The 12,387-nt window shown below is 71.8% G+C and carries 14 protein-coding genes and 1 tRNA gene; 6 read left to right on the top strand and 9 right to left on the bottom strand.

The features are described from left to right. Nucleotides 1–134: 134 nt before the first annotated feature. Entirely contained in the window at nucleotides 135–650 is a 516-nt protein-coding gene (locus D6270_RS16700; RefSeq protein WP_030701387.1) for an FHA domain-containing protein FhaB/FipA, read from the bottom strand. Nucleotides 651–660: 10 nt separating this feature from the next. Then, on the bottom strand, nucleotides 661–1,518 hold the full coding sequence (locus tag D6270_RS16695) for an FHA domain-containing protein (RefSeq protein WP_109164692.1): 858 nt from the start codon (nucleotides 1,516–1,518) through the stop codon (nucleotides 661–663). Nucleotides 1,519–1,836: 318 nt separating this feature from the next. On the opposite strand from D6270_RS16695, the gene D6270_RS16690 reads away from it, so the two are divergent. Together D6270_RS16690 and D6270_RS16685 are read left to right on the top strand one after the other, a co-directional pair. Then, nucleotides 1,837–1,919, top strand: a tRNA-Leu gene (locus D6270_RS16690). Nucleotides 1,920–2,248: 329 nt separating this feature from the next. Next, entirely contained in the window at nucleotides 2,249–3,067 is an 819-nt protein-coding gene (locus D6270_RS16685; protein ID WP_109164693.1) for a ScbR family autoregulator-binding transcription factor, read from the top strand. 155 nt (nucleotides 3,068–3,222) lie between these two features. Here D6270_RS16685 and D6270_RS16680 read toward each other — a convergent pair whose 3' ends face one another. Then, a complete protein-coding gene (locus D6270_RS16680) occupies nucleotides 3,223–3,834 on the bottom strand; it encodes an FMN-dependent NADH-azoreductase (protein WP_109164694.1) in 612 nt (203 codons plus the stop codon). 132 nt (nucleotides 3,835–3,966) lie between these two features. On the opposite strand from D6270_RS16680, the gene D6270_RS16675 reads away from it, so the two are divergent. From D6270_RS16675 to D6270_RS16660, 4 genes are all read left to right on the top strand, one after another. After that, nucleotides 3,967–4,320, top strand: a complete 354-nt coding sequence (locus D6270_RS16675) for a winged helix-turn-helix transcriptional regulator (RefSeq protein WP_109164695.1) — start codon at nucleotides 3,967–3,969, stop codon at nucleotides 4,318–4,320. A 121-nt stretch (nucleotides 4,321–4,441) separates the two neighbouring features. After that, nucleotides 4,442–5,917, top strand: a complete 1,476-nt coding sequence (locus D6270_RS16670) for a DUF2252 domain-containing protein (protein WP_225976881.1) — start codon at nucleotides 4,442–4,444, stop codon at nucleotides 5,915–5,917. Nucleotides 5,918–6,126: 209 nt separating this feature from the next. After that, nucleotides 6,127–7,059 carry a J domain-containing protein gene (locus D6270_RS16665; protein WP_109164696.1) on the top strand — a complete coding sequence of 311 codons (933 nt, stop codon included), beginning with the start codon at nucleotides 6,127–6,129 and terminating at the stop codon, nucleotides 7,057–7,059. A gap of 68 nt (nucleotides 7,060–7,127) precedes the next feature. After that, a complete protein-coding gene (locus D6270_RS16660) occupies nucleotides 7,128–7,472 on the top strand; it encodes a rhodanese-like domain-containing protein (protein ID WP_109164697.1) in 345 nt (114 codons plus the stop codon). A 22-nt stretch (nucleotides 7,473–7,494) separates the two neighbouring features. Here D6270_RS16660 and D6270_RS16655 read toward each other — a convergent pair whose 3' ends face one another. From D6270_RS16655 to paaA, 6 genes are all read right to left on the bottom strand, one after another. Beyond that, nucleotides 7,495–8,643: an acyl-CoA dehydrogenase family protein gene (locus tag D6270_RS16655; protein WP_109164698.1), complete on the bottom strand. Its 1,149-nt coding sequence runs from the start codon at nucleotides 8,641–8,643 to the stop codon at nucleotides 7,495–7,497. Between the two features lie 110 nt (nucleotides 8,644–8,753). Continuing rightward, nucleotides 8,754–9,812: a 2Fe-2S iron-sulfur cluster-binding protein gene (locus D6270_RS16650; RefSeq protein ID WP_109164699.1), complete on the bottom strand. Its 1,059-nt coding sequence runs from the start codon at nucleotides 9,810–9,812 to the stop codon at nucleotides 8,754–8,756. Next, entirely contained in the window at nucleotides 9,813–10,310 is a 498-nt protein-coding gene (gene paaD / locus D6270_RS16645) for a 1,2-phenylacetyl-CoA epoxidase subunit PaaD (protein WP_109164700.1), read from the bottom strand. Further along, nucleotides 10,304–11,020, bottom strand: a complete 717-nt coding sequence (gene paaC, locus D6270_RS16640; protein WP_109164701.1) for a 1,2-phenylacetyl-CoA epoxidase subunit PaaC — start codon at nucleotides 11,018–11,020, stop codon at nucleotides 10,304–10,306. Before paaC ends, paaD begins: the two co-directional genes overlap by 7 nt. Beyond that, the gene (gene paaB / locus D6270_RS16635; RefSeq protein ID WP_015609784.1) at nucleotides 11,017–11,307 is read right to left on the bottom strand and encodes a 1,2-phenylacetyl-CoA epoxidase subunit PaaB; all 291 of its coding nucleotides are present in this window, start codon (nucleotides 11,305–11,307) and stop codon (nucleotides 11,017–11,019) included. The genes paaC and paaB overlap by 4 nt, the downstream gene beginning before the upstream one ends. After that, nucleotides 11,304–12,356 (bottom strand): 1,2-phenylacetyl-CoA epoxidase subunit PaaA, encoded by a 1,053-nt coding sequence (gene paaA / locus D6270_RS16630; RefSeq protein WP_109164702.1) that lies wholly within the window; start codon nucleotides 12,354–12,356, stop codon nucleotides 11,304–11,306. Before paaA ends, paaB begins: the two co-directional genes overlap by 4 nt. Nucleotides 12,357–12,387: the final 31 nt, after the last annotated feature.

The following is a 12,387-nucleotide window of genomic DNA, read 5'->3' as shown; positions in this document are numbered from 1 at the left end:
CGCACCTGCCCAGTCGACGCCGCCTCGGGGTACAGCCTGTCTCGAGCCACACTGCCCACCCTCCGGTCGGGAACCGGGCAGCGTCCGTCGTCGGGGCCGCCGCGGCTCGCTCGCTCCGCTCGCTCATTGTCGTACTACTTCCGCAGCTCGATGACGGTCTTGCCGATACGGATCGGCGCGCCCAGCGGAACAGGCGTCGGGGTGGTGAGCCGGGTCCGTTCCAGATACGTGCCGTTGGTGGACCCGAGATCCTCCACGATCCACTGGCCGTCCCGGTCGGGATAGATCCTGGCATGCCTGCTGGACGCGTAGTCGTCGTCCAGCACGATCGTCGAGTCGTGGGCCCGGCCCAGGGTGATGGTCTGGCCCTGGAGCGCGACCGTGGTCCCCGTGAGGGTGCCTTCGGACACGACGAGCTTCGTAGGTGCCCCGCGGCGCTGGCGCCCGGGCTGCTGGCGCTGCTGGGGCGGCGCCGCTTGTTGTTGGCGGCCCTGTTGCGGGCGCGCGTCGGCGGCAGTGCGGCGTGAGCCGCGCTGCGTGACGCGCGTTCCGAACAGGTCGCTGCGGATGACCTGGACGGCCACGATCACGAACAGCCACAGAACAGCCAGGAAACCTAGCCGCATGACCGTCAGGGTCAGCTCTGACATTGCCCCCGCTTCACCCTTCGGCTTGCCGGTAAACGATGGTGGTGCTTCCCACGACGATCCGTGAGCCGTCGCGGAGCGTAGCGCGGGTGGTGTGCTGCCCGTCCACCACGATGCCGTTGGTGGACCCGAGATCCTGGATCGTCGAGGGCGTTCCGGTCCGGATCTCACAGTGCCGGCGCGATACGCCGGGGTCGTCGATCCGCACGTCGGCGTCGGTGGATCGTCCCATCACCAACGTCGGGCGGGAAATCTGATGGCGGGTGCCGTTGATCTCGATCCAGCGCCGCACCTGGGCGTCCGGCAGTGAGCCGGGCCCGGCCGGCGGGCGCCGGTCGCTCATGGGGGCCGCCGGGCGTCCACCGCCGGGAGGCGGGGCCGCGGGCATCGGCGGAGCGGCGGCCGGGGGGTAGCCGTAGCCTCCGGGGGCCTGCGGGGCGGCGGGCCGCCCGGGAGCGGGCCGCTGGGGCTGGTCGGACTGGTCCTGCTGTGACGAACTCGACGCCAGGGTGCGGCTGCGCACCCGGTAGAGGCCGGTGTCGAGGTCGTCGGCCTTCTCCAGGTGGACCTTGATCGGGCCCATGAAGGTGTAGCGCTGCTGCTTGGCGTAGTCGCGCACCAGGCCGGACAGCTCGTCGCCCAGCTGGCCCGAGTACGGGCTGAGTCGCTCGTAGTCGGGGATGCTGAGCTCCACGATGAAGTCGTTGGGGACGACGGTCCGCTCGCGGTTCCAGATCGTCGCGTTGTTGTCGCACTCCCGCTGGAGGGCGCCTGCGATCTCGACCGGCTGGACCTCGGACTTGAAGACCTTGGCGAAGGTGCCGTTGACCAGCCCCTCGAGGCGCTGCTCGAAACGCTTCATGACCCCCATGGGGCACCTCCTCCGGTGTCATCGTCCCTGTACTGCTTACTGATCGTATCCACGCGTCGGGAAATCGGCTGGTTCCCCTTCTCTGCCCTGTGGATGAGTGTCACCCCTCACACGGATCGTAGAGGTGGCCTCCTCACAGTGTCCCGCACACGCGGTGCTCTCTGGAGGAGTGGGGGCGGTGGCTCCGCGTTCCCGTTTCCCGTCCAGGGATCGGCAAAACAACGGATGTGAATCCACCCTGTTCACCGTGCTAATCTTCCGGATGTCGCCAGGCGCTCGCACCACACAGGTGAGAGAGAGTCTGGAAACACCACTCTTGCGCGAGTGGCGGAACGGCAGACGCGCTGGCTTCAGGTGCCAGTGTCCTTAGGGACGTGGGGGTTCAAATCCCCCCTCGCGCACAACGGCGGTCGCTTGCGGCCGCTGAGGTTGAATCGAGAGAACCCCCGCTTCGGAGAGATCCGGAGCGGGGGTTCTTCGTCGTACCCCTGGCACCCCTGGCACCCCTGTCTCCGCGTCGGTCCGACCGCTGTGTCGGTGGTCGGACGGCGGGGTAAACAGGCAGGGCGGTCGGTATGCCCTGCCGGGGAACCGGGCGGTAACTGGAGCGGTTTCCGGACAGACCGATGGTCTGCGAGGCGGCACACATGCATACGCTAACTGCAGAGGCTGGATCGACGGCTGCTCGGCAGTGAAGGGCTGAGCGCACAGAACGTCCCGGAGGCAGGAAATGGCGAAGCAGGCTCGCGCGGTGCAGACGTGGCGGTCGATCGTGGATGCCGCGGCGAGTGTCTTCGACGACTACGGCTACGAGCGCGCCGCCATCTCGGAGATCCTCCGCCGCGCCAAGGTGACCAAGGGTGCGCTGTACTTCCACTTCGCCTCCAAGGAGGCCATCGCCCAGGCGATCATGGACGAGCAGACCTCCACGGTCGACTTCGCCCAGGAGGGGTCGCCGCTCCAGTCGCTGGTGGACGGTGGCCAGCAGTTCGCCTACGCCCTGCGCCACAACGCGATGGCGCGCGCCGGGACCCGTCTCTCCATCGAAGGCGTCTTCCTCGGCGGGCCCCACCCGTGGGGTGACTGGATCGATGCGACGGCCCGGATGCTGGAGCTGGGCAAGGAGCGGGGCGAGGTGCTGCCCCATGTCGATCCGATGGTGTCCGCCAAGGTCATCGTGGCTTCGTTCACGGGTATCCAGCTGATATCGGAAGCCGACTCCGGACGAGCCGATCTGCGGGAGCAGGTGGCCGAGATGTGGCGCCACCTCCTTCCGTCGATCGCCCACCCCGGTGTCATCGCCCACATCAAGCCCGAGGGGCGCGTTGATCTCGCGGCCCAGGCGCGTGAGAAGGCGGAGCAGGCGGAGCGGGAGGCCCGGGAGATCGCCGCGGCGGCGGAGGCGGCCCGTGGCTCCGCGACGGCGGGGCGGAACAGTGGGGGCGGCCCGCGTGGTGGCGGCGCCGGTCGCGGTACGCGGGACCAGGCCGAGGCGGAAGGTGCCGATGAACCTGCCGGGGCCGGGGTGACGGCCGGCGGGCTGCTCTGAGGCGGTCGGCTGACGGCTCCGGGACGGAGCGTGCCGTGCGTGGACCGGAGCGTGCCGTGCTTGGTTTCACGTGAAACGTCCGGTTGCCGACAGCACAGGGCGGCGGAACTCGATCGAGTTCCGCCGCCCTGTTTTTCGTGGTGGTGGCTGCCAGGTCAGGCGGCGATGCGGGAGGCGAGGGCCTTGGCCTTCTGCCGGGCCTCGTCGAACGCCTTGGTACGGGAGGCCTCGGCGAGGGGGATCAGCTCGGCCATCGACGGCTGTGTGTGGGCGAGGGTCAGCTCCGGAACGATGAAGTCCACCTCGGCGGAGAACATGCTCGTGAGCAGCTTCTCCAAGTAATTCTGGACAAATTCGAAGCTCTCGCGCGGGGTGCCCGGCGCGTACGAGCCGCCGCGGCTGGCGACGACGGTCACCGGGGTCCCGGCGACGGGGGAGTCCGGTCCCGTGTTGTGCCCGACGACGATGACCTGGTCCAGCCAGGCCTTGAGGGTGGACGGGATCGTGAAGTTGTACATCGGTGCGCCGATCAGAACGGCGTCCGCCGCCGCCAGCTCCTCGGCCAGCTCCCGGCGCAGCGGGTCCCCGGCGCCCGCGACGACCGCCGCCGCGTTCAGGTGGGGTACCGGGTCGGCGGCGAGATCGCGGTGGACGACGGTCCCGTCCGGGTTCTCGTCGCGCCAGGCCTGGACGAACGCGGCGGTGACGTCGCGGGACGTGGAGCCCTGCGGGAGGACGGCGGAGTCGAGGTGCAGAAGCGTGGCCATGAGGTCTCCACAGAGAGCGAAGGGGGTGGGCGGTGGCGATGTTCGCGCGCCACCTCATTCCGTACGTAACTACTAATAGCATAGTCCCTTACTTTTCATAAGCGACCTACGGTGGCGCAGTACCCTAGGGGTATGGCAGATCACAGCGAGCAGAGCTGTCGGCGGGTCGATGTCGGCATCAGCCGCGTCTTCGAGCTGTTCGGCAAGCGCTGGACCGGGCCGATCGTCTCGGTGCTGCTGCAACGACCGGTGTACTTCGCGGAGTTGCGCCGGGCGATTCCGGGGATCAGCGAGCGCATGCTCTCGGACCGGCTGACCGAACTCGGGGCGGCCGGCCTGGTCATCCGGGAGGTCGACGAGGGGCCGCCGCTGCGTGTCGCGTACCGCCTCACCGAGGCCGGCGCCGCGATGGAGCCGGCGCTCAAGGAGCTCGGTCAGTGGGCGGACACGTACCTCGCGGAACCGGAGCCGGGCACCGGCTGCTGACGGCCGCGGCGGGGCGCACGGGGCCGCTCCGGAGTTGTCCACAGGGGCGGGCGGCCGCGGGGGAACGGCGGTACGGTCGTGCTCGGTCGGAGAGTTGACGAGGCGGGGGAGGCGACGCTCCATGGGCGTCAGCGAAGGCATGGGCGTGGACGGCGGCGCGGGGGCCCGCCTCGCTGAGGGGACGGCGCCGGAGCAGCGGCCCGTGGGGGCGGATGCCCGTATACCGGTCGTGCCCGGGTTCGCCCGGCGTGGGGAGGCAGGTTCACCGAGGGCGGCGGGCAAGGCGCTCCGCGGCCGGGTGCCGCGCTCAGCGCACAGTTCACTGGTCCTGCCGTCGGGCCGTCCCGACGCGGTGCGGGCCGTCGAGGAGTCCAACAGGGGCCGGGTGCCGGGGCTCGCGCCGATCCGGGTGGGGCGGATGGCCGCCTCGCCCTTCGCTTTCCTGCGCGGCTCGGCCGGGCTGATGGCCCACGACCTGATGGGGACCCCCGTGACCGGGGTGGGCGCCCAGCTCTGCGGCGACGCCCATGCGGCCAACTTCGGTCTCTACGGCGATGCCCTGGGCACCCTGGTCATCGACCTCAACGACTTCGACGAGACCGCCTTCGGCCCCTGGGAGTGGGACCTCAAGCGGCTCGCCACCTCCCTCGTCCTGGCCGGCCGGACCGCCGGGGCGGACGAGGAGACCTGCCGCAAGGGCGCGTACGACACCGTGGGCGCCTACCGGCGCACGATGCGGCTGCTGGCGCGGCTGCCCGCCCTCGACGCCTGGAACGCCATCGCGGACGAGGAGCTCGTCTCGCACACGGACGCCCGGGATCTGGTCGGCACCCTGGAGAAGGTCTCGGAGAAGGCCCGCAGGAACACCAGCGCCCGATTCGCCGCCCGGTCCACCGAGAACTGCCCCGACGGCGGCCGGCGCTTCGTCGACGCCCTGCCGGTGCTGCGCCGGGTGCCGGACGCGGAGGCCGCGGCGGTGGCGGCCGGGCTCGGCGGCTATCTCTCGACGGTCTCCGAGGACCGGGTGCCCCTGCTGGCGCGGTACGCGATCCACGACGTGGCGTTCCGGGTGGTCGGCACGGGCAGCGTCGGGACCCGGTCGTACGTGGTGCTGCTCCTCGACCACCGCGGGGAGCCGCTGGTCCTCCAGGTGAAGGAGGCGCGTCCCTCGGCGCTGGCCCCCTATCTGCCGGCGGCCGGTTTCGAGGCGCCCCCGGAGGGCCACGAGGGGCGCCGGGTGGTGCTCGGCCAGAAGCGGATGCAGGTCGTCAGCGACATCCTGCTCGGCTGGACGGACGTGGACGGCAGGCCGTACCAGGTGCGCCAGTTCCGTAACCGCAAGGGCAGCGTGGACCCCGCCGCGCTCACCGTCGAACAGGTCGACGACTACGGCCGGATGACCGGCGCCCTGCTGGCCCGCGCCCACTCCCACAGCGCCGACCCCCGGCTGCTCGCGGGGTACTGCGGCAAGAACGACGAACTCGACGCGGCGATCGCCGATTTCGCGGTGGCGTACGCGGACCGTACGGAGGCGGACCACGCGGAGCTGGAGCGGGCGATCAAGACGGGGCGGGTGGCCGCCGAGCGGGGGATATGAGCGGCCACCGTACCGGCCGCCGAACCGGCCGCCGGTACGGGAGGGCCGGTCAGGGCCGGGACGGCTGCGGCTGAGGGGGGCAGGTCCGGGTGCTGAGGGTGCCCGGGCCCCGGGGCTTGGGCTGCCCGGGCCCGGGGCGCCCGCCGTGACGGGCCCTGGACGGGGGCCGTGCGGTACGGGGCGTGCGGCCGTGGCCATACGCTGGACGAGTGACCCACGAAGCCGCCGGGGTGCCTCCCACCCGGAACGATGAAGACCGGCAGGACGACGACCGGCCCGCCGAGCCGCAGCCCGCACCGGAAGCCCAGGACGCCCCGGCCCCTCCGGTGGGGGATGCCGGGGCGGACGGTGATCCGCAGGACGCCGCCCCGCGCCCCGAGGCCCGGCTGGCGAAGGCCGTGCGGGTCGCCGAGCAGGCGCTGATCGAGTTCGAGATCGCGGTGGAGACCTTCCGGGTGGAGGTCGAGAACTTCTCCCGGCTGCACCATCAGAAGCTCGGCCCGATGTACGCGCGCCTCGACGAGCTGGACGCGCAGATCGCCGAGGCGCGGGCCGCGAGGACCGGTGACCCCGAGGATCTGCGCAAGGCCAAGGAGGCGCGGGACATCGTCATGCCGATGCCCGGCGTCGACGAGCTCTTCCACGACTGGATGGACTCCGACGGTCTCTCCCCCGAGGCGTCCGCCATGCTCACCGAGCAGCCGGTACGGCCGCCGAAGCGGGTCAGGCCGAGCGAGGAGGCCCGCAAGCTCTACCGGGAGCTGGCCCGCAAGGCCCACCCGGACCTGGCCCAGGACGAGCCGGAGCGGGAGCGCCGGGACGAGTTCATCACCCGCGTGAACGCCGCCTACGGGCGTGGTGACGTGGAGCTGCTCAGGGAGCTGGCCGAGGAGTGGGCGGCGGGCCCCGCCCTGCCGCCGTCCCCGCTGAGCGAGAGCGAGGAGCTCTACGCCCGGCTGGAGTGGCTCAGCAGGCGCAAGGAGCTGCTGACGGCGCTGGCGAACGAGCTGGAGGAGAGCGCGATCGGGTCGATGCTCCGGATGGCCCCGGACGACCCGGACCAGCTGCTGGAGGACATCGGGGAACAGCTGCTCGGCGAGGTGTCCCGGCGTGAGGCCGAGCTGGCGGGGATGGTGCAGTAGCGTTCCCGGTGACTTGGGGGTCTCCGGCGGACCCCTGGCCCGCGTACGTACGAGAGAAGGCATGACCCATGAATTTCGCCCCGCTGCCCTCGGTGGACGTCGCCCAGGTGCCGTCGGACGGCTTCGTCCTGGACGTCCGTGAGAACGACGAGTGGGCGGCCGGTCATGTCGAGGGTGCGCTGCACATTCCGATGAGCGACTTCGTGGGCCGGTTCGGCGAGCTGACCGAGGCCGCCGGGGACGGCCGGCGCGTCCATGTGATGTGCCGGGTCGGCGGCCGGTCCGCCCAGGTCACGCAGTACCTGGTCCAGCAGGGGATCGACGCCGTGAACATCGACGGCGGCATGCTCGCCTGGGACGGGGCCGGGCGCCCGATGGTGACGGACGACGGGGCCTCGGCCTTCGTCCTGTGATGTTCGGCGTTCCCTGCCCGCCTCAGGCCAGTGGGTGGGCGGCCAGCAGGTCACCTAGCGCCTCCTCGTGGGCCGCCGCCGGGCCCAGGGAGAGTTCGATCTGCTTCGCCCATGCGTGGAAGCGGTGCAGCGGGTAGTCGGTGTCCGCGCCGAAGCCGCCGTGCAGATGCTGGGCGGTCTGCACGATGCGGCGCACCCCCTCGGAGGCCCAGATCTTCGCCACGGCGATGTCGCCCGCGGCGGGCAGCGGGCCCCCGGCACCGGTGGAGATCCGCCAGGCGGCCTGCCAGAGCGTCACCTCCATCGCCCGCAGGTCGATGTACCGGTCGGCGGCCTGCACCGCCACCGCCTGGAACGTGGCGACGGGAAACCCGAACTGCTCGCGCTTCCCGGTGTACTCGGCGGTCATCGCCAGCACCCGCTCGCCCAGCCCCAGGGCCTGGGCACAGGTGCCCGTGGTGAGCAGGGCCCGCAGCCAATCCCAGGCGCCGGGTGCGCCGATCAGCTCGCGGGCGTCGACACGTACGGCGTCGAGGCGGACCTCCGCCAGGCGTTCACCGCTGGTGGAGACCTGGTCCGCGAGGGTGACGCCCTCCTGGGCGGGGTCCACGAGCGCCAGGACGGCCCCGCCCTCGCCGGTGTGGGCGGGGACGGCGATCCGGTCGGCCACCTGCGCCCAGGGGACCGCCGACTGCACACCGTCCAGCACCCAGCCCGGAGGGGCCGCCCCGGAGCCCTCGGCCCGTGCGGTGACGGCCAGTTCGGCCGGGTCGTGGCCGGTGCGCCCGTTGGCCCCGGCCGTCAGGATCAGCTCGCCCCTGACCGCCCGGGGCAGCAGCTCCGCCGCGAGGCCGCTCTCCCCGTACCGCTCCACGGCCATCGCCACCGCGCAGCTCTCCAGCAGCGGCACCCTGGCCAGGACCTTGGCCGACTCACGCAGGACCAGGCAGAGCGCGACCGGGTCGAGTCCTGCGCCGCCGTAATCCTCGGAGAGCGTGAGGCCCAGCAGGTCCGCGCTCGCCAGCTCGCCCCACAGCCGTCGGTCGATGTCCTCGGCCACGGCCCCCGGGGTCAGGGCCGGGCTGGTCACGCTGTCGGGCGCGGTGCCCGAGAAGACCGCCCGGGCCGCCTCCACGGCTGCCTGCTGTTCCTCGCTGAAGGTGAAGTCCACTGTCCTGGCCTCCCGTTGGCGGTCCTGGCGGGCCGTCAAGATAGAACAGGTTCTAGGAGAAGGGAACAGGTTCTACGGGAACGGGGCGTCCCCTGCGGGAGCGAGCGTCGTCAGCGGTCGAAGTCCAGCTCCACCTCCGGGGTGAGCGGATGCGACTGGCAGGCCAGCACGAAGCCCGCGTCCGTCTCCTCCGGCTCCAGCGCGAAGTTCCGCTCCATCCGGACCTCTCCCGAGACGAGGAACGCCCGGCAGGTCCCGCACACCCCGCCCTTGCAGGCGTACGGAGCGTCCGACCGGCTCCGCAGCACCGTCTCCAGCAGCGACTCCGCGTCCTGGACGGGCCAACTGCCCGAGCGGCCGTGCAGGGTGGCCGTCAGCGTGGCGTCCGAGGGCGCGGCCACCTTGACGACCGTGACATCGGACGGGCCGTCGTCGACGTGGAAGATCTCCTGGTGGACCCGGGCCCGGTCGACGTCCAGCGCCCGCAGGGCCTTCTCCGTCCCCCGTACGAGACCGAGCGGCCCGCACAGGAACCAGCCGTCCACCTCCGCCACCGGGAGCACCGCCGGCAGCAGGGCGGTGAGCCGCTCGGCGTCCAGGCGGCCGGAGGGGAGCCCGGCCGACTGCTCCTCCCGCGAGAGCGCGGTGATCAGCTGGAAGCGGTCCGGATAGCGGTCCTTGAGGTCGGCCACCTCGTCCAGGAACATCGTGGAGGCCGCCGTACGGTCGCTGCGGATCAGGCAGAACCGCGCCTTCTCCTCCTGCGCCAGGAGTGTGCCCGCCATGGACAGCACCGGCGTGATCCCGCTGCCGCCGACCACCGCCGCGAAGAGGCCCGGACGTGGCTCCAGGACGAAGCGGCCCATCGGAGGCATGGCCTCCACCTGATCCCCGACGGACAGCTCCTTGAGGGCGTAGGTGGAGAACGCGCCGCCCTCGACCCCTCGGATGCCGACCCGGACCACCGGCTCGGCGGGCTGCTCGGTGGCCGGTGCGCAGATCGAGTACGAGCGGCGGATCTCCTTGCCGTCCACGCTGTAGCGCACGTTGAGGTGCTGGCCCGGCTTGTGGCGGAAGGTCTCGCGCAGCTCGGCCGGCACGGCGAAGGTCACGGCCACCGCATCGTCCGTGATCCGTTCGATCGCGCTGACCCGGAGCGGATGGAACATCTACAACTCCTTGAAGTGGTCGAACGGTTCGCGGCAGGCGACGCAGCGGCGCAGGGCCTTGCACGCCGTGGAGGAGAACCGGCTGAGCAGCTCCGTGTCGGTGGAGCCGCAGTGCGGGCAGCGCACCGAGAGCGTCAGGGGCACGGGGCCGCCGTCGGCGCTGTGGGCGCGCGGGGGCGCTATGCCGAACTCGGCGAGCTTGCGGCGGCCCTCGGCGCTGATGTCGTCGGTCGACCAGGCCGGTGCGAGCACCGTGACCACGGAGACCTCGGGCACGCCGTTCTCATGCAGCACCCTCTCGATGTCGGCGGACATGGCCTCGATCGCCGGACAGCCGGTGTACGTCGGGGTGAGCCGGACCGTCACCCGGCCCGGGCCCTCCACGTCCACGCCCCGCAGGACGCCCAGCTCGGCCAGGGTCAGCACCGGCAGCTCGGGGTCCGGGACGGAACCGGCGAGCGAGCGCAGCTCCGCCTCCAGCGGGGTGTCGGTCACCATGACGCTCCCGGGTGGCTGCGGTGCAGGTGCTGCATCTCGGCGAGCATCCGGCCGAAGGACTCCGTGTGCACACCCTGCCGCCCCGCGCCCGCCGTCCAGGCACCGGTCCGCGGACCGGTCGGCAGTGTCAGCGTGGCCCGCTCCACCGTGGCGGTGACGGCAGCCAGCCAACTGCGCTCCAGCTCCTGCGGGTCCACTCCGGAGCCGGTGGCGTCCAGCCCCTCGACCGGCTGGAACATCTCGCCGGTGAACCGCCAGAGCGCCGCCAGGCCCGCCTGCATCCGCTCATGGCTCTCGGCCGTGCCGTCGCCGAGCCGCAGGGTCCACTGCTCGGCGTGGTCACGGTGGTAGGCGACCTCCTTGACGGCCTTCGCCGCGAGGTCCGCGAACTCGCCGCCCCCGGCCGCCAGCCGCTCGTACAGCAGGTGCTGGTGGACCGAGAAGTAGAGCTGCCGGGCGATGGTGTGGGCGAAGTCCCCGTTGGGCTGCTCCACCAGCTGGAGGTTGCGGAAGGCGCGCTCCTCGCGGAGGTAGGCCAGCTCGTCCTCGTCGCCGACGAGGGAGAGCAGCACCCGCGCCTGCCCGAGCAGGTCCAGGGCGATGTTGGCGAGCGCCACCTCCTCCTCCAGGACGGGGGCGTGGCCCGCCCACTCCCCCAGCCGGTGGGAGAGCACCAGTGCGTCGTCGCCGAGGGCGAGGGCCGCGCTCACAGGTGCTTCACCCCGTCCGGGATCTCGTAGAAGGTCGGGTGACGGTAGGGCTTGTCGCCGGCCGGCTCGAAGAACGAGTCCTTCTCGTCGGGGGAGGAGGCGGTGATCTGCGTGGAGGGGACCACCCAGATCGAGACACCCTCGGAGCGGCGGGTGTAGAGGTCGCGCGCGTTGCGCAGGGCCATCTCGGCGTCGGGCGCGTGGAGGCTGCCCGCGTGGGTGTGGGAGAGCCCGCGCCGGGAGCGCACGAACACCTCCCACAGCGGCCAGTCGGTCGAGCTGCTCATGCCGTCTCCTCCACGTGCGGTGCCTGCTGTGCTGAGGGGGTGGTGTGCTTGGCCGCGTACGCGGCGGCCGCGTCCCGGACCCAGGCGCCCTCTTCGTGGGCCCTGCGCCGCTGGCTGATCCGCTGCTCGTTGCACGGGCCGTTGCCCTTGAGGACCTCCTGGAACTCCGTCCAGTCGATCGCGCCGAAGTCGTGCTGTCCGCGCTCCTCGTTCCACCGGATGTCCGGGTCCGGCAGGGTGAGCCCCAGCGCCTCGGCCTGGGGCACGCAGATATCCACGAAGCGCTGCCGCAGCTCGTCGTTGGAGTGCCGCTTGATCTTCCAGGCCATCGACTGCTCGGAGTGGGACGAGGCGCCGTCGGGCGGGCCGAACATCATCAGGGACGGCCACCACCAGCGGTCCACCGCGTCCTGGGCCATCGCGTGCTGGGCCTCGGTGCCGCGGCTGAGGGCGAGCAGCAGCTCGTACCCCTGGCGCTGGTGGAAGGACTCCTCCTTGCAGATGCGGACCATCGCGCGGGCGTAGGGGCCGTAGGAGCAGCGGCAGAGCGGCACCTGGTTGGTGATGGCCGCGCCGTCCACCAGCCAGCCGACCGCGCCGACGTCGGCCCAGGTCAGGGTGGGGTAGTTGAAGATCGACGAATAGCGCTGGCGGCCCGCGTGCAGCTTGTCGAGAAGCTCCTCACGGCTGGTGCCCAGCGTCTCGGCCGCGCTGTACAGATAAAGGCCGTGGCCGGCCTCGTCCTGGACCTTGGCCATCAGGATCGCCTTGCGGCGCAGCGAGGGCGCGCGGGTGATCCAGTTGGCCTCGGGCTGCATGCCGATGATCTCCGAGTGGGCGTGCTGGGCCATCTGGCGGACCAGCGTGGCCCGATACGCCTCCGGCATCCAGTCGCGCGGCTCGATGCGGTCGTCGGCCGCCACGGCGGCGTCGAAGACCGCGAGGCGTGCCGCGTCCGCCGCGTCCGGGGCCGTGCCCGCGGCCTGCCCTGCCGCCTTCGCCGTGCCTGAGGTGCTCTGCGTCTTCTGGTCCGCAGTCACTGCCGCCATCCCGGGCTCCCTACCGACCGATCGTTCGGTT

This window comes from Streptomyces griseus subsp. griseus, assembly GCF_003610995.1.
Lineage (GTDB): Bacteria > Actinomycetota > Actinomycetes > Streptomycetales > Streptomycetaceae > Streptomyces.
This window is presented reverse-complemented; position numbering and strand designations above follow the sequence as displayed.